24 protein-coding genes are annotated in these 22,338 nt (G+C 67.3%); 14 read left to right on the plus strand and 10 right to left on the minus strand.

The features are described 5' to 3' along the window. Nucleotides 1-140 precede the first annotated feature (140 nt). From L1892_RS00195 to L1892_RS00215, 5 genes are read left to right on the plus strand one after another with little or no spacing between them, the layout of a single operon-like run. Nucleotides 141-896 carry a maleate cis-trans isomerase family protein gene (locus L1892_RS00195; protein ID WP_235721440.1) on the plus strand — a complete coding sequence of 252 codons (756 nt, stop codon included), beginning with the start codon at nucleotides 141-143 and terminating at the stop codon, nucleotides 894-896. Nucleotides 897-925: 29 nt separating this feature from the next. Then, nucleotides 926-1,573 carry a VOC family protein gene (locus L1892_RS00200; protein WP_235721441.1) on the plus strand — a complete coding sequence of 216 codons (648 nt, stop codon included), beginning with the start codon at nucleotides 926-928 and terminating at the stop codon, nucleotides 1,571-1,573. Beyond that, entirely contained in the window at nucleotides 1,570-1,830 is a 261-nt protein-coding gene (locus L1892_RS00205) for a hypothetical protein (RefSeq protein ID WP_235721442.1), read from the plus strand. The genes L1892_RS00200 and L1892_RS00205 overlap by 4 nt, the downstream gene beginning before the upstream one ends. Next, nucleotides 1,827-3,074 carry an alpha/beta hydrolase gene (locus L1892_RS00210; protein ID WP_235721443.1) on the plus strand — a complete coding sequence of 416 codons (1,248 nt, stop codon included), beginning with the start codon at nucleotides 1,827-1,829 and terminating at the stop codon, nucleotides 3,072-3,074. The genes L1892_RS00205 and L1892_RS00210 overlap by 4 nt, the downstream gene beginning before the upstream one ends. 40 nt (nucleotides 3,075-3,114) lie before the next feature. Beyond that, nucleotides 3,115-3,681 carry a dihydrofolate reductase family protein gene (locus L1892_RS00215; RefSeq protein WP_235721444.1) on the plus strand — a complete coding sequence of 189 codons (567 nt, stop codon included), beginning with the start codon at nucleotides 3,115-3,117 and terminating at the stop codon, nucleotides 3,679-3,681. A gap of 28 nt (nucleotides 3,682-3,709) precedes the next feature. Here the strand turns inward: L1892_RS00215 and L1892_RS00220 are convergent, their stop codons facing one another. Next, on the minus strand, nucleotides 3,710-4,282 hold the full coding sequence (locus tag L1892_RS00220; RefSeq protein ID WP_235721445.1) for a TetR/AcrR family transcriptional regulator: 573 nt from the start codon (nucleotides 4,280-4,282) through the stop codon (nucleotides 3,710-3,712). A gap of 144 nt (nucleotides 4,283-4,426) precedes the next feature. Here L1892_RS00220 and L1892_RS00225 point away from each other — a divergent pair, with 144 nt between their 5' ends. Then, the gene (locus tag L1892_RS00225; RefSeq protein WP_235721446.1) at nucleotides 4,427-5,449 is read left to right on the plus strand and encodes a zinc-dependent alcohol dehydrogenase; all 1,023 of its coding nucleotides are present in this window, start codon (nucleotides 4,427-4,429) and stop codon (nucleotides 5,447-5,449) included. Between the two features lie 48 nt (nucleotides 5,450-5,497). Here L1892_RS00225 and L1892_RS00230 read toward each other — a convergent pair whose 3' ends face one another. After that, entirely contained in the window at nucleotides 5,498-6,697 is a 1,200-nt protein-coding gene (locus L1892_RS00230) for an acyl-CoA dehydrogenase family protein (RefSeq protein ID WP_235721447.1), read from the minus strand. 84 nt (nucleotides 6,698-6,781) lie between these two features. Between L1892_RS00230 and L1892_RS00235 the strand changes: the two genes are divergently transcribed. From L1892_RS00235 to L1892_RS24810, 3 genes are all read left to right on the plus strand, one after another. Continuing rightward, nucleotides 6,782-7,114, plus strand: a complete 333-nt coding sequence (locus tag L1892_RS00235) for a TfoX/Sxy family protein (RefSeq protein ID WP_235721448.1) — start codon at nucleotides 6,782-6,784, stop codon at nucleotides 7,112-7,114. A 157-nt stretch (nucleotides 7,115-7,271) separates the two neighbouring features. Further along, complete coding sequence (locus L1892_RS24805) at nucleotides 7,272-7,631, plus strand: hypothetical protein (RefSeq protein WP_308191623.1); 360 nt, start codon at nucleotides 7,272-7,274, stop codon at nucleotides 7,629-7,631. Next, the gene (locus L1892_RS24810; RefSeq protein WP_308191624.1) at nucleotides 7,628-7,942 is read left to right on the plus strand and encodes a hypothetical protein; all 315 of its coding nucleotides are present in this window, start codon (nucleotides 7,628-7,630) and stop codon (nucleotides 7,940-7,942) included. The genes L1892_RS24805 and L1892_RS24810 overlap by 4 nt, the downstream gene beginning before the upstream one ends. A 101-nt stretch (nucleotides 7,943-8,043) precedes the next feature. On the opposite strand, the gene leuS is transcribed toward L1892_RS24810, so the two are convergent. Further along, nucleotides 8,044-10,923: a leucine--tRNA ligase gene (leuS, locus tag L1892_RS00245; protein ID WP_235721449.1), complete on the minus strand. Its 2,880-nt coding sequence runs from the start codon at nucleotides 10,921-10,923 to the stop codon at nucleotides 8,044-8,046. Nucleotides 10,924-11,075: 152 nt separating this feature from the next. Here leuS and L1892_RS00250 point away from each other — a divergent pair, with 152 nt between their 5' ends. The 3 genes from L1892_RS00250 to L1892_RS00260 are packed head-to-tail and all read left to right on the plus strand — an operon-like array spanning nucleotide 11,076 to nucleotide 13,257. Next, on the plus strand, nucleotides 11,076-11,519 hold the full coding sequence (locus L1892_RS00250; RefSeq protein WP_235721450.1) for an SdpI family protein: 444 nt from the start codon (nucleotides 11,076-11,078) through the stop codon (nucleotides 11,517-11,519). 5 nt (nucleotides 11,520-11,524) lie between these two features. Next, complete coding sequence (locus tag L1892_RS00255) at nucleotides 11,525-12,532, plus strand: bile acid:sodium symporter family protein (protein ID WP_372474926.1); 1,008 nt, start codon at nucleotides 11,525-11,527, stop codon at nucleotides 12,530-12,532. 59 nt (nucleotides 12,533-12,591) lie between these two features. After that, entirely contained in the window at nucleotides 12,592-13,257 is a 666-nt protein-coding gene (locus tag L1892_RS00260) for a type II toxin-antitoxin system RelB family anti-toxin (RefSeq protein WP_235721451.1), read from the plus strand. Nucleotides 13,258-13,265: 8 nt separating this feature from the next. On the opposite strand, the gene L1892_RS00265 is transcribed toward L1892_RS00260, so the two are convergent. Together L1892_RS00265 and L1892_RS00270 are read right to left on the minus strand one after the other, a co-directional pair. Further along, nucleotides 13,266-15,254 (minus strand): CocE/NonD family hydrolase, encoded by a 1,989-nt coding sequence (locus L1892_RS00265; RefSeq protein WP_268899825.1) that lies wholly within the window; start codon nucleotides 15,252-15,254, stop codon nucleotides 13,266-13,268. Nucleotides 15,255-15,408: 154 nt separating this feature from the next. Then, on the minus strand, nucleotides 15,409-15,981 hold the full coding sequence (locus L1892_RS00270) for a YqgE/AlgH family protein (RefSeq protein ID WP_268899826.1): 573 nt from the start codon (nucleotides 15,979-15,981) through the stop codon (nucleotides 15,409-15,411). Nucleotides 15,982-16,095: 114 nt separating this feature from the next. On the opposite strand from L1892_RS00270, the gene L1892_RS00275 reads away from it, so the two are divergent. After that, nucleotides 16,096-17,430: an MFS transporter gene (locus tag L1892_RS00275; protein ID WP_235721454.1), complete on the plus strand. Its 1,335-nt coding sequence runs from the start codon at nucleotides 16,096-16,098 to the stop codon at nucleotides 17,428-17,430. A 26-nt stretch (nucleotides 17,431-17,456) separates the two neighbouring features. Here the strand turns inward: L1892_RS00275 and L1892_RS00280 are convergent, their stop codons facing one another. From L1892_RS00280 to L1892_RS00290, 3 genes are all read right to left on the minus strand, one after another. Continuing rightward, nucleotides 17,457-18,044 carry a hypothetical protein gene (locus L1892_RS00280; protein ID WP_235721455.1) on the minus strand — a complete coding sequence of 196 codons (588 nt, stop codon included), beginning with the start codon at nucleotides 18,042-18,044 and terminating at the stop codon, nucleotides 17,457-17,459. Nucleotides 18,045-18,132: 88 nt separating this feature from the next. Further along, nucleotides 18,133-18,570, minus strand: a complete 438-nt coding sequence (locus L1892_RS00285) for a hypothetical protein (RefSeq protein WP_235721456.1) — start codon at nucleotides 18,568-18,570, stop codon at nucleotides 18,133-18,135. Nucleotides 18,571-18,809: 239 nt separating this feature from the next. Then, nucleotides 18,810-19,055 (minus strand): hypothetical protein, encoded by a 246-nt coding sequence (locus L1892_RS00290; protein WP_372474945.1) that lies wholly within the window; start codon nucleotides 19,053-19,055, stop codon nucleotides 18,810-18,812. A gap of 5 nt (nucleotides 19,056-19,060) precedes the next feature. On the opposite strand from L1892_RS00290, the gene L1892_RS00295 reads away from it, so the two are divergent. Beyond that, on the plus strand, nucleotides 19,061-20,152 hold the full coding sequence (locus L1892_RS00295; protein ID WP_235721457.1) for an aminotransferase class V-fold PLP-dependent enzyme: 1,092 nt from the start codon (nucleotides 19,061-19,063) through the stop codon (nucleotides 20,150-20,152). On the opposite strand, the gene L1892_RS00300 is transcribed toward L1892_RS00295, so the two are convergent. Next, nucleotides 20,146-21,684 carry a glycerol-3-phosphate dehydrogenase/oxidase gene (locus L1892_RS00300; protein ID WP_235721458.1) on the minus strand — a complete coding sequence of 513 codons (1,539 nt, stop codon included), beginning with the start codon at nucleotides 21,682-21,684 and terminating at the stop codon, nucleotides 20,146-20,148. The two genes, L1892_RS00295 and L1892_RS00300, sit on opposite strands and share 7 nt — an antisense overlap. After that, complete coding sequence (locus L1892_RS00305) at nucleotides 21,681-22,319, minus strand: TetR/AcrR family transcriptional regulator (RefSeq protein ID WP_235721459.1); 639 nt, start codon at nucleotides 22,317-22,319, stop codon at nucleotides 21,681-21,683. The genes L1892_RS00300 and L1892_RS00305 overlap by 4 nt, the downstream gene beginning before the upstream one ends. Nucleotides 22,320-22,338: the final 19 nt, after the last annotated feature.

Here is a 22,338-nt window from a genome sequence, read left to right on the forward strand (position 1 = left end):
TGTCGCAGCTGTTTGCCCAGTTCAGGACCGGTTGTGGCGCACCCTTGACGAATTTTCGTTTGCGTCGAATAATTGTCGTTGGCGTCAACGTGGCGTCGAGCGGCCCGTTCGTCGGCCGAAATCGAAAGGACCACAGACACATGGGTGTCCATCGCATCGGCCTCGTGGTGCCGAGTTCGAACGTCACCGTGGAGACCGAGATGCCGGCGCTGCTGAACCGCCATCCGGTATCCGCGTTCTCCTTCCACTCGACCCGGATGCGGATGCATCAGGTGTCGGCCGAAGAACTCGCGGCGATGAATGCGCAGCGCGAACGCTGCGTCATGGAGATCGCCGACGCGTCGCCCGACGCGATCCTCTACGCGTGTCTCGTGGCACTCATGGTCGGCGGACCCGGCGAGCATCAACGCGTCGAAGGTGCCGTCGCCGAACAACTCGCCACCGGCGGCTCCGACGCGATCATCCGCTCCAGCGCCGGCGCCCTGGTGGAGGCGCTGCGGGCAATGGATGCGAAGCGGATCGCGATCGTCACGCCGTACATGCGGCCACTCGCCGAGAAGGTTGTCGCCTATCTGGAGGCCGAGGACTTCACCGTCGTCGACTGGCGGGCCCTGGAGGTCGCCGACAACGCCGAGGTCGGCTGCATTCCCGGCGACCGGGTGATGGACGCGGCCCGCTCGCTCGACCTCACCGACGTCGACGCACTGGTGCTGTCGTGCTGTGTGCAGATGCCGTCGCTCCCCCTGATCGACGATGCGGAACGCGAGTTCGGCATCCCGGTGCTGTCGGCGGCCACCGCCGGTGCCTACAGCATTCTGCGCGGCCTGGGCCTGTCCGCCTCGATCGACGGAGCCGGCAGTCTGCTGCGCACCGACCTGGCGTCCGTACCCGCCTGAACCATTCCCGCTCAACCCAAGGAGTAATGATGAGCGAACTCGTCCATAAGGTGCGTGGCGTCGACCACGTCGCCTACCCGACCTTCGATCCGGCCGCGACGGTGCGGTTCTACCGTGACGTCCTGGGCTTCCCGGTGGTCCACTCGATCTGTGCCGCCGGTTGGGGACCGGACAAACACCCCGACTTCATCCACTTCTTCTTCGACATCGGCAACGACGACCGACTCGCGTTCTTCTACTACTTCGGTCTCGAACCGTTCGACGGTGGACCGCAGGGTGATTCGTATTCGCGGTTCGCCGAGGACGTGCCGATCTGGTTCATCCGGTCCCGGCACTTGGCGATTCACGTCGACAGCGAGGAGGACCTGCTGGAATATCGCCGCCGCCTCGACGGCAGCGAGTGGCCGGTGGAGATGCAGATCCAACACGAGACCATCGAATCGATCTACACCCACGACCCGAACGGCTACATGATCGAGGTCACCCGGGCGATGCGGCCGGTGACCCCGCAGGAGGACCTCGACGCCAATCTCACCATCGACGCCCTGATCGACGTGGTATCGCAACCGAATCCGAGCATGGCCGCGCTGCTGGCCCGCAAGGCGGAGAAGATCGTCGAACGCGCAGCGACCTGGCAAGAGGAGCACACCGAGCGCGAGGCGGTGTCGGTTCGATGACCACCCTGTTCATTCTGGACGTACCTGAGAACAAGCCCGTTGCCGCGGTGGCCGGCGAAGACCCGGACGTGACCGTCGAGCACCTCGGACCGTATTTCCGCATCACCGCCGATGACGCCATCGTCGTGGACCGTCGTGCGACCGGATGTCGGCATGCGGTCTGGTACAGCAGCGTCGCCGGTCTGCTCGATTCGCGGATCACCCAGTGGGACAAGGACGCCCTGCGGGTCGAACCGAGCGTGGTGTCCGGCCGATGATCGTCTCGACACCGCCCGCAACGAGTGGGATCGGCGCGGGCCGCTACATCGAGTCCGCCGAGCAGCCCGCGAACACGACGACGTCGGTGCACGAGCTGTCGACGGCCGACGGCGCGAAGGTCACCGGGGTGCTGCGCACGGTTCCCGGCGCGTCGACGGTGATCGCGCTGATGCATCCCCGTCAGGACCTCACCCATCACGTGCTGGTGCCAGAGCTGCTCGCGCGCGGCTTCGCGGTGTGGACGCAGGGCACGCGGTCGGTGAACAACGACTTGAACCTCGTCCATGAGCAGGCACTACTCGATGCCGCGGCAGGTCAGGTCTTTCTGCGCGACAATGGCTTCGGCTCGGTTCTGACGCTGGGACACTCAGGAGGTGGTGCGCTGTTCGCCTTCTATCACGAACAGGCGGGACTCGCCCCGGATAATCGTCTGGCGGCCACACCGGCCGGACGTCCGATCGACCTCGCCGGTGCCGACATGCCCGTTCCCGACGGCGCGATCTTCCTGGCCCCGCATCCCGGCCAGGGACAGCTGCTGCTGAGGCTCATCGACCCGTCGGTGAGCGACGAGAACGACCCACTGAGTGTGGACCCGTCACTCAACCCGTTCGACCCAGCCAACGGGTTCGCCGAACCACCCGAATCGTCCTCCTACTCTGCGGAGTTCATCGAACGCTACCGCACCGCACAGCGGGACCGGGTGGCGCGCATCGACGCCGTCGCTCGCGACTTCGTCGCCGAATCCGGCCGCGCACGTGCGCACTTCACGGTCTCCGGCGACCCGGCCGATCGTCGTGCGGCGTTGGCGCCGCGGGTGATGACCGTCTACCGCACCGACGCAGACCTCCGTTTCGTCGACCTCTCGCTGAATCCGAACGACCGCCCGTACGGGTCGCTGTTCGGCCGTCGCCCCGACCTCACCGACTACGGACTCGTCGGCTTCGGCCGACTCGCCACACCCGAGGCGTGGCTCTCGACGTGGTCGGGCCTGTCCAGCAACGCAGGTTTTCTCCGCTGCGCACCCGGGGTGCGGGTACCGACCCTGTTCGTCGAACTGACCGGCGATCAGGCCTGCTTCCCCGAGGATGCGGTGGAGATGGTGAACGCCCTCGGCGCGGATGATGTCACCCACGTCCGCGTCGAGGGAACCCACTTCGGTGGACCCATACGGAAGGGCGCGCCGACCGGGGCGAGCCTGGCGGCGGCGGAGATCGGGGGGTGGTTGGCGCAGCGGTTCGGGTGAAGCCCCGATGAGTTCTGCGATCCGGTGCAGTCTTACTCCCATGGGCACACTCATCTATGGCTTCACCGTTTCGGTGGACGGCTACATCGCCGACGCACAAGGCAGCATCGACTGGTCCGAACCCAGCGACGAACTGCATCAGTACTGGAATGACTTCGAGCGGGAAACCGCGCTGTCGCTGTACGGGCGGCGGCTCTACGAACTGATGTCCGCGTACTGGCCGACCGCCGACCAGGACCCGGACGCCGGCCCGATCACCACCGACTTCGCCCAGGTGTGGCGTGACATGCCCAAGGTCGTCTTTTCGAACACACTGGAGTCGGTCGACTGGAACTCCCGCCTCGAACGCGGCGACCCGGTCGAGGTGGCGACCAAGTTGAAAGCCGAGACCGACGGCCAAATGGAGGTGGCCGGCGCGACCCTGGCCGCGCCGATCATCCGGGCCGGGCTGGTCGACGAGTTCCGCCTGGTGGTTGCTCCCACCGCTGTCGGCGGCGGACTCCCGTTCTTCCCGACGCTACCGTCCTGGATTTCCCTGCGGCTGGTAGAGAACCGTACCTTTCCGGGCGGAATCGTACTGTTGCGCTACGAGGTCGAGCGCGACTGAGCAAGATCCGTGAAACAGCCGGCCACGCTCAGTCGATGACGGCGCGCACCACACGCTCCAGCGCGTCCGCTGTCCGATCCAACGCGGCGATGCTCCGCTGGGCCCGACACATCGCCACCGTGCCCTCGATGGCGGCAACGATGAGGGTCGCTGTCTGCACGGCATCCGCATCGCTCGCCCCGTGTGCCCGTAGCGACTCGGCGAGCATGTCCGTCCAGTGTTCGAAAGCGAGCTCCGCTGCGCGCAGCGGGGCGTCGTCCTCGCCGGGTTCCTCCACGGATACGGCCAACACGGGACAGCCCGCACGAAAGTCGCTGGTGACCACGACGTCGCGCCACATCTCTACGAAGCTGCGTAGGCCGGCGACAGGTCCGGACGAGTCGAGTTCTCGTGCGAGCACCCGAATCGTCAACGCATCGGCGAACTCCACGGCCTCGACCGCCAGCTGGGACTTGCCGCCCGGGAAGTAGTGGTACGTCGAACCCAGCGGGGCCCCCGAGTGTTTCGCGAGTTCGCGGACGCTGGTCGCGCGCAACCCACGCCGCCCGAGCATGTCGGCCGCGCCCGCAACCAATTGGTCCCGAGCCGTCGACTTGGCCATCGTTTCACTCCCTCTTGCCTATGACAGTCGTTCTAGCGTAGCGTGCCCGGTGTTATGACGGTCGTTATAAAGGGCCCCTGATGACCGCCACCCAAACCGTTGCCGTGTTCGCCTGACAACCGACCCCCGAACAGGAGAAGCCTGATGAGAAGCCTGATGTTCGTCAGGCCCGGTGAGTTGCGATTCGATGAGGTCGACGAGCCGGTGCTCGTCGATCCCACTGACGCGCTTGTGCGCCCGATCGCGTCGACCACCTGCGATCTCGACCACCACGTGATCGCCGACAAGACCCCGTTCTCGCCCTTCGGGCCCTTCCCGCTCGGGCACGAATGCGTCGGGGCGGTGGTCGCGGTGGGTGACGAGTGCACGGCGGTTTCCGTCGGAGACAAGGTCGGAGTCGCATGGCACATTGCCTGCGGCACCTGCGCCCAGTGCTCCACCGGGCATCCGGCCCGCTGCCTCGTGCACGGCGATGCGCAGTACGGCCTGCCGGTGAACGGCCAGTGGGGCGGGACCTTCGACGAACTCGTCCGGGTGCCGTTCGCCGACTACAACCTCGCGAAACTCCCCGACGGCGTCGACCCGGTCCACCTCGCCTCCATCGGCGACAACTTCGCACTCGGCTGGGAAACGGTGATGCCGGCCGTCGAAGGGATCACCGATCCCAAGGTCGCGGTCTTCGGTGGTACCGGATCGATCGGCCTGTATACGGTCGATGTCGCCGTCCACTGCGCCGAGGCGCACACCGTCTACTACGACGACGACCCGGTGCGGATGGCGGTCGCCGAGAAGCTCGGCGCCGAGGTACACGACATCAACGGCAAGCGCGACAAAGACTTTCACGTCGCCGTGGACGCCACCTGCGATCCCACCAAGCTGCGCAAAGCACTGCTCTCAGTGGTCCCCGAAGGCACGGTCAACAGCGTCGGCATCTACTTCGACGACGTCTCACTCCCCATGTTGACCCTCTATCAACGCGGCGTGAACTTCCACAACGGCAAGGGCATGGCACGGCCCAACATGACACCGACTCTGGAAGCCGTCGCCGATGGCACCCTGCATCCCGAATTGGTCACCAGCGGCATCTACGAGTGGGAACAGCTCCCCGAGATCCTCACCGGACCCGACGCCGGGCACAAACCCGTCTTCGTCCTCGACCCGTCCTGAGTCAGCGTCGGGACTCCGACCGATCAACCACCGTGGCTCTACCGGCGGTTACTTCAGATCCGCGCTCGATTTCCCCAGCACCCGCCGCGCAATGATCAGCTGCTGGATCTGCTGCGTGCCCTCGAAGATGTCCAGGATCTTCGAGTCGCGCGCCCACTTCTCCAGCAGCATGGTCTCCGAAAATCCTGCGGTGGCAGCAACTTCCACCGCCTTGTTGGTGATGTCGGTGACGGTGCGACCGGCCTTGGCCTTCGACATCGAGGCCTCGGCCGAGTTCGGCTGGGAGTTGTCGGCCATCCAGGCGGCGCGCAGCGTGTGCAACCACGATGCCTCCCAGTCGGATTCGAGGCGGATGAACTCGCACACCGATGCATGCTGGGAGGCTGCCGGTGCGTCGTAGTCGATCTCGCGGCCCGCTTCCTCCAGCATGCGTCGCAGTTCTTCGAGCGCGGCACGTCCCAGACCGATCGCCATCGCGGCGACGACGGGACGCGTGTTGTCGAAGGTCTGCATCACCCCGCCGAACGCCTTCTTGGTGTCCACCTCAGGCGATCCGAGCAGGTTCTCGGCGGGCACGCGGGCATTCTCGAAGCGGATCACGGCGGTGTCCGACGACTTGATGCCGAGCTTGTGCTCGAGGCGGGCGACGGTCACCCCATCGGTGGTCACCGGGACGACGAAGCTTTTGATGGCGGCACGGCCGGCGCTTTTGTCGATCGTCGCCCACACCACCACGTGGTCGGCGCGGGAACCGGCGGTCACGAAGATCTTCTCGCCGTTGATCAGGTAGTCGTCGCCGTCGCGGGTGGCCGTCGTCGACACCGCGGCCGAATCCGAACCGAAGCTGGGTTCGGTGATGGCCATCGCGGCCCACACCCCGGAGAACTTCTCGAGCTGTTCCTCGGTGGCGACCGCGGCGATCGCGGCGTTGCCGAGTCCCTGGCCCGGGATCGACAGCAGCAGGCCGACGTCGCCCCAGCTCATCTCGCGAGCGGAGATCAGGGCGCGCATGTTGGGGCCGTTCGCCGACGGGCCATCGGCCTCTGCTGACGTCGCCTCCCCGTCGGATTCCCGCTCCTGCGCCCGCGACTGTTTGGCGAGTTTGCCCAGATCATCGAGCTCGGCCGGGTACTCGTGTTCGGCCTTGTCGTACCTGCGGGAGATCGGACGGAAGATGTGCTCCGCCGCCAGATGGGTGCGCTCGACCGTCGAATCGAACTTCTTCGGGAGCTCCAGGTTGATCGCCATGCGCACATCTTACTGGGGAGTAAGTTCATTTCCAACCCCGCGCGGTTCTTTTGCAACCCTCATTGAGGACTTAGGCTCTTACGCGTGGCATACGACCTCGATCTCGCTTATCGCATCCGCGGGATGCTCTCGACCGAATGCGGGGTCGACGAGCGGTCGATGTTCGGTGGCCTCGCTTTCCTGATCAACGGCAACATGGCCCTGGCCGCCAGCGGCCAGGGCGGCATCATGGTGCGCGTCCCGCCCGAGCAGACCCAGGGTCTGCTGGAGTTCGACCACACCGAGCCCATGGTCATGTCCGGCCGCGAGGCACGCGGATGGCTGCGCGTCTCCGACGAGGGCATCCGCACCGAACGTCAGCTGCAGCGCTGGGTCACCCTCGGCTCCGACTACGCGCGCAAGCTGCCCCCGAAGTAGCACGCACCGCCCCGCAGCGCCATCAGATGCCCGATCTGCGCGGCCAGACACCCAATAAGGCGACCGAGGTGTCCCCGGGCAACCACCGCTGGCGACAATCCCTCGCCAGTCCCAATACGGCGGCCGACAGACCGCGGCCACCGTCCACGATCTACCCATGCTGAAGCCGAACCTGCGCCGCGTCCACGTCACGACCGGTTCGAAGTCGGGCGGTCACCGCAGCGCGACACGGCACGCACATGTCGGCGAACTCAAACCAACAGAGGTCGTACTCGTCGACGGCATCCGGGTCACCTCACTCGAACGCACCGCCGTCAACATCGCATGCACCACGTCCATGGGTTTCGCCGGTGCGCTCGCCGTATTCGATGCCGCGCTTCGCCTGGGCGCCGACCGCGAGGCGATGTCGGTCATGCTGCGGCGTCGACGTCCCGGCATCGCCCTGGCACGGCGGGCACTGCATCACGCCGCCGGGCTGCGGAGAACCCCGGCGAGTCATAGGGACGCGCGCAGATGATCGAAGCCGGACTGCCGATCCCGCGCCTGCAGCATGAGTTCCGTGACGCGAATGGAAAGCTGGTCGCGCGAACCGACTACGACTGGGGCGGACTCCTCGTCGGGGAGTTCGACGGAGACGTGAAGTACCGGAAACACCTCAAGCCCGGCGAGACCCCCTTCGACGCGATGAAGCGAGAGAAGGAGCGGGAGGACAAGCTGCGGAAGATGGGGATCATGGTGATCCGCTGGACCTGGAAAGACCTCGAGCAGGGGCGAGTCGTCGGACTGATCCGGGACTGGCTCACCCGCCTCAGCCTCTCCGCCGCCTGAGCGAGGACAGCAACCGCGCAACGGCCACGCTCGCGCGCATGTCGCGACGTGCGCGCGAGCGCGATGGGTGCGCGGTTGGACGTGAGCCGGCCGGGCAGCGACTACGGGACGACGTTCACCATCCGGCCCGGCACGACGATCACCTTGCGGGGCTCACCGTCGAGCAGCGGGGCGATCTTCTCGTCGGCCAGGGCGGCGGCCCGCACGGTCGCTTCGTCGGCGTCGGTGGCGACGGTGATGCGGCTGCGCACCTTGCCCTTCACCTGAATGGGGATCTCGATGGTGTCCTCGACCAACCACTGAGGATCTGGATCGGGGAACGGACCCCGCGCCAGCAACCCGTCGTGGCCGAGCCGATGCCAGAGTTCCTCGGCGAGGTGCGGAGCCAGCGGCGCCAACATGATCACCAGCGGCTCCACCACCGCACGTGGCGCGCCGGTCTTCTCGAAGTTCTTGGTCAGATGGTTGGTCAGCACCGTCAGCTTCGCGACCGCGGTGTTGTTGCGCAGTTCGGCGTAATCCTCGCGCACACCGGCGATCGTCTTGTGCAGCAACCGGATCGTGTCGTCGTCGGGTTCGGCGTCACTGCAGCGCAGTCCACCTGTTTCCTCGTCGACCACCAGGCGCCAGATGCGTTGCAGGAAGCGCTGCGATCCGACGACGTCCTTGGTCGCCCACGGACGTGACTGATCCAGCGGACCCATGAACATCTCGTACACGCGCAGTGTGTCGGCACCGTAGTCGCGGCAGATGTCGTCGGGTGCAACGGAATTCTTGAGCGACTTGCCCATCTTTCCGTATTCCTGGTTGACCTTCTCGCCGTTGTAGAAGAAGGCGCCGTCGCGTTCCTCCACCTCCTCGGCGGGAACGTAGAGTCCACGCGAGTCGGTATAAGCGAAGGCCTGGATCATGCCCTGGTTGAACAGCTTCCGGTACGGCTCCCGACTGGTGACGAAGCCGAGGTCGAACAACACCTTGTGCCAGAACCGCGAATACAGCAGGTGCAGCACGGCATGTTCGACGCCGCCGATGTAGAGGTCGAGCCCGCCCGGATCGTCGGGCCCGTGCAGCTGTGGGCGCGGGCCCATCCAGTAGGCCTCATTCTCCTTGGCGCACAGCGTCTCTTCGTTGGTCGGGTCGATGTAGCGCAGCTGATACCAGGAGCTGCCGGCCCACTGCGGCATCACGTTGGCGTCACGGGTGTAGGTCTGCAAACCGTCGCCGAGATCGAGTTCGACGGTCATCCAGTCGGTCGCCTTGGCCAACGGCGGCGACGGCTCGCTGTCGGCGTCCTCGGGATCGAAGGAGACCGGCGCGTAGTCGTCGACCTCCGGGAGCTCCACCGGCAGCATCGATTCCGGCAGTGGATGGGCCACGCCATCGGCGTCGTAGACGATGGGGAACGGTTCGCCCCAGTAGCGCTGGCGGGCAAACAGCCAGTCGCGCAGCTTGTACTGGATCTTCCCGGTACCGGCGCCCTCGGCCTCCAGACGCTCGACGATGGCCGCCTTGGCATCCTCCACCGACAGCCCGTTCAGGTAGTCGGAGTTCACCAGCGGTCCGTCGCCGGTATAGGCCTCGGACTCCACGCCCTGCTCGGAGCCGATGACCTCGCGAATCGGCAGCCCGAAAGCAGACGCGAACTCGTGGTCACGCGCGTCGTGGCCCGGCACGGCCATGATGGCGCCGGTCCCGTAGCCCATCAGCACGTAATCGGCGATGAACACCGGGATCCGCTGCCCATTCACCGGGTTCGTGGCGAAGGAGCCGGTGAACACACCGGTCTTCTCCTTGTTCTCCTGACGCTCCAGATCAGATTTGGCCGCGATCGCGGCGCGGTAGCCCTTGATCGCCGCAGCCGGGTCGGCAGCGTCGCCGGTCCAGCGCTCGTCGGTATCGGCGGGCCACCCCTCGGCGGTCAGCGCGTCGACGAGCGGATGCTCCGGCGCGAGCACCATGTAGGTGGCGCCGAACAGGGTGTCGGGACGGGTGGTAAACACCTCGATGGCGTGCGGTCCGCTCGCGAACCGGACCTGGGCACCGCGCGAGCGTCCGATCCAGTTGCGCTGCATGGTCTTGACCTTGTCGGGCCAGTCCAGCAGTTCCAGGTCGTCGAGCAGTCGGTCGGAGTACGCGGTGATCCGCATCATCCACTGCCGCAAGTGCTTACGGAACACCGGGTAGTTGCCGCGGTCGCTGCGGCCGTCGGCGGTGACCTCTTCGTTGGCCAGCACCGTGCCCAGCCCGGGGCACCAGTTGACCAGCGAGTCACTCTGGTAGACGAGCCGGTAGGAGTCGATGACCTCGGTCCGCTCGGCGGCCGACAATGTCGCCCACTCGCGGCCGTCACCCACCGTGCGGGCACCGGAATCGAACTCGGCGATCAGTTCGTCGATGCGCCGCGCCTTGCTCTGGTCGACGTCGTACCAGGCGTTGTAGATCTGCAGGAAGATCCACTGCGTCCAGCGGTAGAAGTCGACATCGGTGGTGGCCACCCGGCGCCGTTCGTCGTGGCCGAGTCCCAGGCGACGAATCTGACCCAGGTACCGCTCGATGTTGGCCTCGGTGGTGGTCCGCGGATGGGTACCGGTCTGCACCGCGTACTGCTCGGCGGGCAATCCGAACGAGTCGAAGCCCATCGTGTGCAGCACGTTCTTGCCCGTCATCCTCTGATAGCGGGCGAAGACGTCGCTGGCGATGAAACCCAGCGGGTGCCCGACGTGCAGGCCCGCACCCGACGGGTACGGGAACATGTCCTGGATGAACATCTTGTCCGGGGCGTCGGGTGCGGCGCCGCCGACGGTGCTGAGGTCACCGGCCAGCGGCCCCACCGGGTTGGGTGCCTCGTAGGCGTGCTGGTCCGCCCAGGTGCGCTGCCACCGGGCTTCGATCTCACCGGCGAGCTCCGCGGTGTACCGGTGGCCGGGCACATTCGCCTCCGGGGCCGTCGATGCGGTGCGGGCAGAATCAGCTGAAGTCACCCGACCAGCGTAAATCGTCCCCGGCGGTGGGCTGTCGTGGGGAGTGGATCGTCGCGCATACTGCGTCCCGCCTTCTCGACGACGCCGCCCGGGCGAACCGATGGTCGGCGGGTGCACAGACGACGATTCGTGCTGCTACGACCGTCAGTCGTATGGTTGTCGCTGTGAACGTCCTGCTTGTTGTCGCTGCCGTCATCGTCTTTGCGCTGGCCGCGATGTGGCTCGTGGTGGGCGCTCTGGCCATCACCGGCCGGCTGCGACGCAATCGGTGGGTGGGTGTCCGTGCCGATGCCACCATGCGCTCCGACGAGGCGTTTGCCGTCGCGAACCGGGTGGCTGCGCCGGGTGAGTTGGCCGCCGCGGGCATCCTCGTGCTCGCCGGGACCCTCACCCTCGGAGTGAGTGGCTACTGGGCGTTGGTGTTCGCGGTCATCGGAGTGGTCGCCGCCCTGTTCGTCGTCGGCATCGTCAGTGCCTACGGCGTGCGCGCTGCGGCCGCCGTGCCCGAGGACAACCCGGCCGACGACTGCGGCACGTCGAGTTGTGGCGCCTGCAGCCTGCGGGGAGTCTGCTCGAACGAGTCCGCGCAGGCCTGACTCGCGTGGCAGCACCCCTGCGCGTCGCACGCGACTGGTTCAACCGCTCCCCCGTCGACGGCTTCATCCTCGCGATCCTCGGCGCCGTCATCGTCGCCGCACTGCTTCCGGCGAAGGGCGACGCCGCCGAGGTCCTCGACTGGGTGGTCGTGGTGGCGATCGCGGCGCTGTTCTTTCTCTACGGCACCCGACTGCATCCGCGGGAGGCCCTCGACGGCCTCAAGCACTGGCGCCTGCACCTCACCATCCTCGCGTTCACCTTTGTGGTGTTCCCGCTCGTGGGCCTGGCCATAGGTCCGCTCGTCGAGCCGATCGTCGGCGACGACCTGTACGCGGGCCTGCTGTTCCTGTGCCTGGTGCCGTCCACGGTGCAGTCGTCGATCGCATTCACCTCCATCGCCCGCGGCAATGTGCCGGGGGCCATCGTCAGCGCGTCGGCGTCGAACATCCTGGGTGTGGTGCTGACCCCGTTGCTGGTGGTGTTGCTGATGACCACCGACGGCGACGTCACGATCGACGGCACCTCGGTGCTGAAGATCCTGGGTCAGATCCTGCTGCCGTTCATCGTCGGACAGATCGCCCGTCCGTGGGTGGGCCCGTTCTTCGCCCGGCACGCCAAGATCACCAAACTCGCCGATCGCGGCACCATCGTGCTGGTGGTCTACGTGGCGTTCAGCGAGGGCGTCCGGGAGGGCATCTGGTCGATCGTCGACGCCGGGCAGCTGGTGGCCGTCGCGGTGATCTCACTGATCCTGGTGCTGGTGATGCTGGTGGTGACCCGATGGGTGCCGCAACGCCTCGGATTCTCCCGCGAAGACGTGATCGCCATCCAGTTCTGTGGCACCAAGAAGAGTCTCGCCACCGGTCTGCCGATGGCGACGGTGCTGTTCGCCGGTTCGACGGTCGGCCTCATCGTGCTCCCGCTGATGATCTTCCACCAGATCCAGCTGATCCTCTGCTCATGGCTGGCCACCCGCTACGGTCGCGAGGCAGACGCGGCGACCGTTTCGTAGTAGAGGACGCTCGGCGTTTCGTCTACTGCGAGGAAACAGAAACTAGCTACACTGGCCAGATGGCTGCCGACTCCACGAAGACGATCCGGGACACCGGCGACCCCGCGCCCGTGCATCGAGAGGTCGACGGGGACGCTCCGACCGGCGGCGACCTGGAGGCCGCGATCGCGCATCAGGTCCGGATGCTGCGCCGCAATGCCGGGATGTCGGTCGCGGACATGGCTGCCAAGGTCGGCATCTCCAAGGCCATGCTCTCCAAGATCGAGAACGCCCAGACCTCGTGCAGTCTCTCGACTCTTGCGCGTCTCGCCGCCGGACTCGACGTCCCGGTGACCTCGCTGTTCCGGGGCGCCGACGTCGAGCGCGAGGCGATCTACACCGAAGCGGGCAAGGGCGCGGTGATCGTGGGCCGCGGCACCCGCGTCGGCCATCACTACGAACTGCTCGGCGGTCTGCGCGGGCAGCACAAGCGACTCGAACCCGTGTTGGTCACCCTGACCGACGACAGCGAGGTGTTTCCCCGTTTTCAACACCCCGGCACCGAGATGCTGTACATGCTCGAGGGCGTCATGGTCTACGGGCACGGCAACGCCGAGTACACGCTGCGGCCGGGTGACTGTCTGCTCCTCGACGGGGAGGGCATCCACGGGCCGCATGATCTGGTCCGGCTGCCGATCCGCTTCCTGGCCGTCACGGCGTATCCGGACAATCACCGCGACGAGTAGCGCAGCGGCTACCCGATCGCTTGCGAGACCGGCAGATTCACGAAACTCGGCCGCCGCGGATCGAGCTGAATGTGTTGCGGCTTCAGCTGTGACTCGTTCAGCAACGGCCGTAGCGGCAATCCACGCGGCAGGTTCATCGCGAACACGTCGACCCGCAGCCGGTGACCGGCCTTGATCGATGCCTCCGTGGGCAGCAACCCGATGTCGATGGTGACCGGACGGCCGGGTCGGACTCGCTCCCGCGAATCCAGGGTCAAGGTGTAGAACGGGTCGGTCACATCGCCGTTGGACGCGAACTGCGACTGCCCCCGGTCGTAGCCCCGCAACGACGCCACCACCTGACCGGAACTGATCACTTTCGACGTACCGTCGGGCGCCACATCGTTGAGGGTGGCCGTCCAGTACCCGTCGGTCGCATCCATCACCGCGTTCACCCGCACGTTTGCGTAGCCGGACACGCTGCGGGTGGTCCGCACCGGGGCGCTGGTGAAGGTGAGCGCGTTGCGTTCGGAGATCCGTGCGTCTTCGGCGCACCACGGGAAGAGGGCTGTGGCGCCGGCCGTCTGCTGTGCGGAGTCACGAGAGCACAACGTCAGCACACCGGGTGAGATCGTCAGCCGGCCTCGCGAGCCGGTCGGCGCGGTGGTGAGGCTGCCGTCGCGGACCGCATGCGGTGCGGTGCCGCTGCGGCGATCTCCGAGGTAGAGCCGTTGTCGGGTCATGCCGGCGCGCGGGAACTGCTGGGCGGTCATCCACGAGTCGCCGACCTGTTTGAGGTTGACCGGTCCGTAGCGGTCGATGCCGTTGTCAATTCCTTTGAGCCACTTGTCGAACCACGCCTTCTGCAGGACGTCCAGGCGCGGTGGGGTGCCTGCGCGACCCTGCTGGCCGCCACCGATGGTCAGGTGATAACCGTCGCCCATGATGAGCTGTTTGCGGCCCGGCGCGAGCGGGATCTTGTTATACATCCGCACCTCGCTGTTGGTGAACAGGTCGAACCAGCCGCCGTAGATGAACGTCGGCGTGGTGATGCGCTCGGCATGGTCGAGCCACGACGTGCGTGGCTCCGAGTTGGTGGTGAGGAGCTCGTCGAGCTGCGGTGGAACCGACGGGATGTCGGGGGTGAGCAGCGCTGCGAACAGCTCCGGGTAGAAAGTGAACGGATCGGAGATGCGGTCGGCCAACCACGTCCAGTCGAAGGTGCCGTCGAGCATCGACGCGACGTTGGGCACCATCTTGGTGCTGTTCACCAGGGTCAGCCACATCGGCAGGAAGCCGACGCCGAGCGCACCACCCGGGGCGACGATGTCGCGGATGAGGTCGCCGCCCGGCTCCACGGGGAAAATCGCCTTGAGCGCAGCCGGGTTCTTGTTGGCCGCCTGAATCTGGTTGATCGCCGAATAGGAGACCCCGGACATGCCGACCTTGCCGTTGGAGAACCGCTGCTTGGCAGCCCAGTCGATGACCTCGACGGTGTCGGCCTGTTCGCGGCTCTGGAACACATCCCATCGGCCCTGGGAGAACCCGGTTCCACGGACATCGACGACGACCTGGGTGTAACCGCTGCGTACCAGATCCTCGTCGACCAGGAACGTGCGCGCACCACCATCGCGCAGGGTATTGGTCAGCTGCGAGACGTCGGCGATGTCGCGGATCGGCGCCGCGCTCTGACTGACGCCGTCCACCAACTGCGTCAGGAACGGACCGAGCACCGGGTGCTGCGTGACTGCCGTACCAACGGCGGTGATGAGCTTGGTGTACGGGGTCATGTTGACGACGACCGGGTGGCGTTGCGACGTCGCCCGACCCGACTTGTCGGCTGGGCGGTAGACGTTTGCGCGCAGCACCGTCCCGTCACTCATCCGGATCGGCACATCCCAGCTCACCGACACCCCGGCATACGGCTGCGGACCGTCGTGCGACGTGGCCCATCGTGCGGCCGACGCCCCACCGGTTGCAGACGGTTGTGCCCCCGCGGTTGCGGGCAGGACCAGCATCGTCACCGCGACGATGAGCACCCCGACCCCACGAGCCACCCGCACACTTCTGACTGCAACCCCCACGCCGCTGACCCCCGGTCGAGTTGAACAAGCGACCAAAAGGTAGCAGGAAGTGTGCCCTGCGTCACTGGAATCGCGGTGGCTGCTTTGATCAGTTGCGCGCGATGTCGATCGGGTGCGTCGCGAGCAGCGGCGTCGGCCAAGGCTGGCGGCGCAGCACCGAACCCCAGAGGTCGGTGGTCGTCGGCACCAGCAGATCACCGGCCAGCGCGGACGCCAGCAGCCAGCTGTCCTGCTGCAATTCGGCGTCGAGCTGGCCCTCACCCCAGCCGGAGTATCCGGCGAACACACGGACTCCTTCCAGGACGTCGGCGAGTTCGGTGGGGTCGGCGTCGAGGTCGACGAGCACCACCCGACCGTCCACCGGCCGCAACGCTTCGTACCCGGAGATGTCGGCGCCCAACTTCACCACCCCCAGACAGAGGGCGGCGTCCTGTTTCACCGGCCCGCCGACGAACAGCGCGCGCGGCGACGCGGACAGGTCGGTCCACTGCGGCAGCAGATTGTGCACCGCCGTCTGGCTCATCCGGTTGAGCACCACACCGAGGCTGCCGGCGTCGTTGTGCTCCATGATGTAGATGACCGTGCGCGCGAAGGTCGGTTCGATCAGATCGGTCGACGCGATCAACAGCGTCCCGGGCCGAACTCGGCCGGCCGCGGGCATGTCGGGTGCAGCACCCTCCGAGTAGAACTCGGGGGTCGGATCCTCTGAGTCGTCGCCGCCGGCCACCCACCCATCATGGCATGGCTCACCGGTCGAGGTCGGTACTCTGAATCAGTGACGTCAGGCTCGCCGCACACCTCCCCCGGTCTGCGGGGGTTCATCCGCTCGCTGGGGCATTCGCCCGGGCTCGGGCGGCTGCTCGCGGTGCGGTTGACCAGCCAGATCACCGACGGTGTCTTCCAAGCGGCGCTGTTCGCCTCGATCCTGTTCAACCCGGAGCGACACGCCGATCCGTTGGCCGTGGCGGGCGGACTCGCGGTGCTGCTGCTGCCGTACTCGCTGATCGGTCCGTTCGCCGGGGCGCTGCTCGACCATTGGGATCGACGCAATGTGCTGATGTTCGCGAATGTGCTTCGCGCCGGGCTCATCTCTCTCGTAGCGTTGGCCATCGCCACCGGCGCGAGCGACACCGTGGTGCTCTTCGGTGCGCTCGCGGTCACCGGCGCCAGTCGGTTCGTCGCATCGGGCCTGTCGGCGTCGCTCCCACACGTCGCGCACCGCGACGTCATCGTCGCGACCAACGCGCTGTTCACCACCCTCGGAGCCGGCATGCTCGCGGTCGGCGCGGGCATCGCTGCAGTCCTGCGGATCTTCTTCGGGCCCGACAATTCCGGCAGTGCATTCACCACCCTCGGCGGTGTGGTGATCGCGCTGATCGCGGCGACCCTCGCGCACGGGTTCGGTCGACTGCAACTCGGACCCGACGAGCCCGATGACCCCGGGCGCTCGGCGGTGCATGCCATCACCGTCGGCCTGCTACACGGGGTCCGGGCGGTCGCTCATTCGCGCACCGTGGCGGCCGCGTTGTCGGCGATCGGCGCCCACCGGCTGGTCTTCGGGATCAACACACTGATGCTGCTGGTGCTGAGCAAACAAGCGGGCGTCGGCGACGGGCTGGCCGGCGTGTCGGTGGTCGCCGGATTCACCGCAGGCGGCGCCTTCCTCGCCGCTGTGGTGACGCCGTATTCGGTGGAACGCTACGGGCGACGGCCCACGCTGATTGCCGCCATGCTGGTGGGCGCGGTGGCGGAGGCCTCGCTGCTCACCTTCCATCCGGTGGTCTTCTGCATCGGCGCGTTCGTACTCGGATTGATCGGGCAGGTCGCCAAACTGTGCGGCGATGTCGCCATGCAGGTGGACATCGGCGACATGGTGCGTGGTCAGGTGTTCTCGGTGCAAGACGCGGTGTTCAACATCGCCTACGTGGGTGCGGTGACGATCGCCGCGGTCGCGATCCCCGATGACGGGCGCTCGGCCGGGCTGTTGGTCCTCGGTGTCGTGCTCTACCTGATCGGGGCGGTGGTGGTGCGGTTGGTGCACACGCCACCGCACCACGGGCCGTTGGCCGTTACCGACCATCCGATTCAGCCGACCGGTCATCACAGTTGACATCGGGCTCCGCGACCCACCGACCGTCACCGAGCTTCGAATCGAGGCGACCGGTCATCGAAGCTGACGTCGGCGCGGCCATCACCGTCGGAGTCCACCAGCACACGATCGAAACGGCCGTCGCCGTCGGCGTCGACGTAGAGCCGGTCTGCCACCGGAATGCCTGCGCGGCGAGTGCCGACGAGTTCGATGTCGGCGGTGCCGTCGCCGTCGAGGTCTGCTGAGCGGACCACCACGGCGTCGTCGGTGTCGGTCGGCTCACCGTCGCGGTGCGGCGCCGGATCGGCCACCCGGCCTGGCGCCGGCGTCACCTCCGGTTCCGGTGGTGGTGACGCAAGCTCGGTCGGTCGTTGAGCAGTCTCGCCCCACACTCCTGATCCGTCGTCCCGATAGAACTCGTCGCCGCGGCCGTCGTCGTCCCGGTCGAGCGCGACGACGTCTGCGATCCCATCGGCATCGCTGTCCCACATGGCATCGTCGCGCCGGCCGTCACCGTCGAAGTCGAGACCCACCGCGTCGAGCGTGCCGTCACCGGAGAGGTCGATGTCGGGCGGCGACACCCACGCTGTGGTGACACCGTCACCGGTCCCGAAGACGTACTCGATGGGGTCCATGGTGTTTGGACGCTCGGGGGGCACTCGTGGTTCCGTGCGGCACCAGACTTCTGGCCCAGCGGTGGCTCGCCTGCAGGCCGTCCGGCTGTCAGTGACCGTCGGAGCGTCGCTGGTGCGGCCCGGAGTACTTCGGAGGCGGAGAGTACGGACGCGCAGAACCCGGAGGGGGGTAGTGCGGGGGGTATCCATGGACGAAGTGGCCGTGGTTCGCAACGGACACAACGCCGTGGCCGGCCTCGACCGCGCGTGCTTGGCGCAACAGGCGTCTGCGGCGACGATGCAGCGCGATGGCGCCAATCGCTGCCGCGATCGGAAACCCGATCATGCCGACGAGGCGGCCGAGGGCCTCAGCACCCGAACTCGGGGCAGGTGTGATCGGTCCCGAGGTCGCTCGGCCGAGCGCACCGAGAATCATCACACCCACCAGCACCCACAGCAGGGTCGCGCCGAGGAGTGCGCTCGAGGCCCGGCGGCGCAGTATCGCCGGATCACGCGGTGGCGCCGGTGTAGGCGGGAAGTAGGTCATCATCTGTCCTCTCGGCCTCATACGGCGTGAATGATCGCGGCGGGAAGGGCGGTGGCATCGCCCCGTCCCCGGTATGCCGTCCCGGTCAACTGGGGCCAGCACGTTGTTGTGGTGTTCGCGAATGAGACGCCCCCGGCGGGTGGTTATGTTCCCGCCCGGTGTCACGCCATCGGGTAGCGGATCAGCCGGAAGTGCTGCGGACGACGCTGGGCCCACGGGTCAACGAACTCGGCATGAGCTCACACGTGGTGACCAGGCACCTGATCGGTGTGGACGGTCATGCGCTGCCACGGCGGCTGACGAAGAACCGCGGCCGAACCCAATGTCGCCGCGATCAGTCCGGTGACCACACCGATCAGGGCCACCCGGCCTCCGTCCACGACGGGAGTCCACGTGGTGGCGGCACCCGCCGAAGTCATCGCACCCGGGTTCGCCGGCGACCAGGGGTGCCCGGTTCGAGTATCCCCCAACACCGGTAGGTTCAGAAGTCATGTACGTGAGCGAACTGGGTGAGCAGTGGCGACGTGCACGCCTGCGCCCGGAAGTCGTCCACCTCGACTCCGCGGCTGCCGGTCGATCCTCGAACGCCGTGATCGGCTCCATCTCGGCTCATCTGTGGCGCGAGAGCGAACGCGGCTCCTATGTGGCCGCCGCCGATCGCGCCGACGAGATCGCCCGTGACAAGCGCGATCTCGCGTCGCTGATCGGACACACCGCCGACGAACTCGCGTTCCGGGAGAGCGCACGCGCCGCCCTGCGCGCGCTGCTCACCTACTGGAACCTGCCGATCTCGAGCACCGTGTGGGTGGCCAAGAACGAGTTCGGACCGAACCTCGTGGAGTTCGAACGCCGCGGCTACGCGGTGCGGCCGCTGCCGGATGCCGACATCGCCGGCCACGTCGACACCGACGCGCTGGAGAACATGCTGCAGTTCGAGCAGCCCGACTTCATCCACATCTGTCATATCGGGGCGATGTCGGGCATCGTGCAACCCGTCACTCGGATCGTCGAGATCGCCCATGCCGCAGGCGTTCCCGTGGTGGTCGACATGGCACAGACCGCCGGCCACGTGCCGACGGTCACCGGCGCCGACGTCGTCTATGGCACCAGCCGCAAATGGCTGACCGGGCCGCGCGGTGTGGGATTCGTCGCAGTACGCAAGGATGCGTTGCGTCCGGTGGAGATCGAGAGTTCCGAAGCATTCGTGGCCGGACGGCTCGGCCTGGGCATGGCGGTGTCGGAGGTTCTGGCCATCGGGCAGCAGCGCGTGTTCCGCGAGCTCGCCGCGATCGGCCGGGCCACCCGCGAACGCCTCGACGGCATCGGGAGCTGGGAGGTGCTCGAGCCGGTCGACGAACCGTGCTCGACCACCACCCTCGCGCCGCCGCCGGGCTGGCAGGCATCCGACGTGGCCGCCGCCCAGGCCAAACTGTTGTCGCTGGGCATCCTGGTCACCTGCGCCGACTCCTGGCGCGCCCCGCTGACCACCGAGCAGTCGGTGTTGCGGGTCAGCCCGCACCTCGACGTCGAGCGCGAGGACTTGGACAAACTGGCCGACGCGCTGCGGACGATGGGTTACTGAGCTCGAACCTGCTCGACGAGCTCGGTGATCGCGGGACGGGCACGGTCGGCGTCGGCGTCCACCAGGCCGATGCGGGTGCGCCGGTGCAGGACATCGTCGACGGTGAGTGCGCCCTCGTGAGTGAGCGCGAACCCCACCTCCGCGCGGGTGACGTCGATGTCGTCGACGATCGGATCCAACGGATGCTCGACCTGCGCTGACGACACCACCTTGGCCGCCTCGGAACCGAACCGACTGATCAGCGATGCCGGCAGCTCCGGCGGTGCTGTGACGGCGGCGGCACCGATGAGCGGGGTCGTCGCCGTGATGCAGCGGCCCGCGGTCAGTCCCCCGGCGTCGACTGCGGCATCAACGGCATCCTGGGCCATGCGACGGTAGGTGGTGAGTTTCCCGCCGAGCACACCCACCAGCGTGTCGTCACTGACCTGGATGCGGTGACGCCGCGACAGGTCGGCGAGGCTTCCTGTACTCGAATTCTTCTCCGCGCCGACAACATCGACGAGTGGTCGGAGCCCGGAGTAGGTGCCGATGATGTCGGAGCGGGTCACCGGCCGGTCGAGCGCCGGGTTGATGGACTCGAGCAGGTAGTCGATCTCGGCCTGCGACGCCTGCGGGACGTCGGGGATCGGGCCCGGGGCGGCGACGTCGGTCAGGCCGACGAAGACCCGTCCGAGCGGCTCGGGCAGGGCGAACACGAACCGTGAGATGGAGCCGGCCACCGGCACGGTCAGCGCACCTTCCGGGTGCCCGAAGGTGGCGGCGTCGAAGATCAGATGCGTGCCCCGGCTCGGCCGCATCCGTACTGCCGGATCCACTTCGCCGGCCCAGACACCGGTGGCGTTGACGACGGTGCGCGCAGCCACGTCGAAGGACTCCCCCGTGCAGGCGTCGGTCAGGCGGGCACCGTTGCCGGTGACGTGGTCGGCGCGGGTATACGTGCAGATCATCGCACCGAAAGCGGCAGCCGTACGCGCGACCGCGACCACCAGTCGGGCGTCGTCGACGAGCTGTCCGTCGGAGTGCGCCACGGCACCCCGCAGTCCGGCCCGCGTCGTCTGTGGGCACAACGCCAGCGTCTCGGCCACCGACAGCCGGCGCGGACGGGGCAACACAGGTGCTGGGGTGCGCGCAACCCGGCGCAGCACATCGCCGGCCTGCACACCGGTACGAATCATCGCCGACGTGGCGCGCGAACCGAGATCGGGCACGACCTGCGCCAACGGCCGGATCAGATGCGGCGCGATCGTCGTCATCAGATGGTGTCGCTCGACCGCGCTCTCGTAGGCGATCGGCAGATGGCCGCCGGCCAGATACCGCAATCCCCCGTGCACCAACTTGCTGCTCCACCGCGATGTGCCGTGGGCCAGATCGTGCGCCTCGACCAGCGCGACGCGCAGTCCACGACTCGCGGCGTCGAGGGCCACTCCGGCGCCGGTGATCCCACCGCCGACCACGAGCACGTCGAGCGCGCGGTCCTGGTCGGCCAGCGCGGACTGCCATCGGTGCCGCTGGGCGGCGTTGAGCCCGGTCATCCGCTGATCGTCGGCGGCTCGCCGTCGGACGGGCCCAGAGGAGACGAACCCAGAGGGGTCGGGCGCAGGTAAGACGACAGCGCGTGATGCAGTTCCCGACTCCAGTCGTCACCGAGAATCGACTCCACCAGCGCGCGTGACTGGATCGCCGACTGGGTGATCAGCAGCACCATCGACGCCAGCTTCTGCGGGTCGCCGTCGCGCACCTGGCCTCGCTGCTGCCCGTGGGCGATCGCGTCGGTGAGGATCGCGAGTACGCCCTGCTGGCTGGTGCCGAGGCGCTCGAAGACATACGGCGTCATGAATTCGCGCTGGGCCCGCCACAGCGCCGCGACCAGCTCGTCGTCGCGCAGGGCGGCCGCGATGCGCACCACCAGGTCTACGGTCGCGTCGAACTCCGCCGTGCGCAGCGGCGTGACGTCGGTGACGGCCGTGACGATGCCCATCACCTCACGGGTGAGCAATGCGCGCGTGATCTCGGACATATCCGGCCAACGTCGGTACACGGTGGGACGGCTGACGCCGGCTTCGCGCGCCACCTCGGCAAGTGTCACCTTGCGTCCGCCGCTGCGGACCAGGCAGGCCCGGGCGGCGTCGAGGACCTGCTCACCGATATCCGCTTTACAGATTGACATGATGTGTAACATCGTAACC

This window comes from Gordonia tangerina, assembly GCF_021556435.1.
Classification (GTDB): domain Bacteria; phylum Actinomycetota; class Actinomycetes; order Mycobacteriales; family Mycobacteriaceae; genus Gordonia; species Gordonia tangerina.

Coding starts and splice junctions, on each gene's coding strand:
- L1892_RS00195 (WP_235721440.1), top strand. CDS start 141: ATGGGTGTCCATCGCATCGGCCTCGTGGTGCCGAGTTCGAACGTCACC.
- L1892_RS00200 (WP_235721441.1), top strand. CDS start 926: ATGAGCGAACTCGTCCATAAGGTGCGTGGCGTCGACCACGTCGCCTAC.
- L1892_RS00205 (WP_235721442.1), top strand. CDS start 1,570: ATGACCACCCTGTTCATTCTGGACGTACCTGAGAACAAGCCCGTTGCC.
- L1892_RS00210 (WP_235721443.1), top strand. CDS start 1,827: ATGATCGTCTCGACACCGCCCGCAACGAGTGGGATCGGCGCGGGCCGC.
- L1892_RS00215 (WP_235721444.1), top strand. CDS start 3,115: ATGGGCACACTCATCTATGGCTTCACCGTTTCGGTGGACGGCTACATC.
- L1892_RS00220 (WP_235721445.1), bottom strand. CDS start 4,282: ATGGCCAAGTCGACGGCTCGGGACCAATTGGTTGCGGGCGCGGCCGAC.
- L1892_RS00225 (WP_235721446.1), top strand. CDS start 4,427: ATGAGAAGCCTGATGTTCGTCAGGCCCGGTGAGTTGCGATTCGATGAG.
- L1892_RS00230 (WP_235721447.1), bottom strand. CDS start 6,697: ATGGCGATCAACCTGGAGCTCCCGAAGAAGTTCGATTCGACGGTCGAG.
- L1892_RS24805 (WP_308191623.1), top strand. CDS start 7,272: ATGCTGAAGCCGAACCTGCGCCGCGTCCACGTCACGACCGGTTCGAAG.
- L1892_RS24810 (WP_308191624.1), top strand. CDS start 7,628: ATGATCGAAGCCGGACTGCCGATCCCGCGCCTGCAGCATGAGTTCCGT.
- L1892_RS00250 (WP_235721450.1), top strand. CDS start 11,076: ATGGTTGTCGCTGTGAACGTCCTGCTTGTTGTCGCTGCCGTCATCGTC.
- L1892_RS00260 (WP_235721451.1), top strand. CDS start 12,592: ATGGCTGCCGACTCCACGAAGACGATCCGGGACACCGGCGACCCCGCG.
- L1892_RS00265 (WP_268899825.1), bottom strand. CDS start 15,254: ATGCTGGTCCTGCCCGCAACCGCGGGGGCACAACCGTCTGCAACCGGT.
- L1892_RS00270 (WP_268899826.1), bottom strand. CDS start 15,981: ATGCCCGCGGCCGGCCGAGTTCGGCCCGGGACGCTGTTGATCGCGTCG.
- L1892_RS00280 (WP_235721455.1), bottom strand. CDS start 18,044: ATGGACCCCATCGAGTACGTCTTCGGGACCGGTGACGGTGTCACCACA.
- L1892_RS00285 (WP_235721456.1), bottom strand. CDS start 18,570: ATGACCTACTTCCCGCCTACACCGGCGCCACCGCGTGATCCGGCGATA.
- L1892_RS00295 (WP_235721457.1), top strand. CDS start 19,061: ATGTACGTGAGCGAACTGGGTGAGCAGTGGCGACGTGCACGCCTGCGC.
- L1892_RS00300 (WP_235721458.1), bottom strand. CDS start 21,684: ATGACCGGGCTCAACGCCGCCCAGCGGCACCGATGGCAGTCCGCGCTG.
- L1892_RS00305 (WP_235721459.1), bottom strand. CDS start 22,319: ATGTCAATCTGTAAAGCGGATATCGGTGAGCAGGTCCTCGACGCCGCC.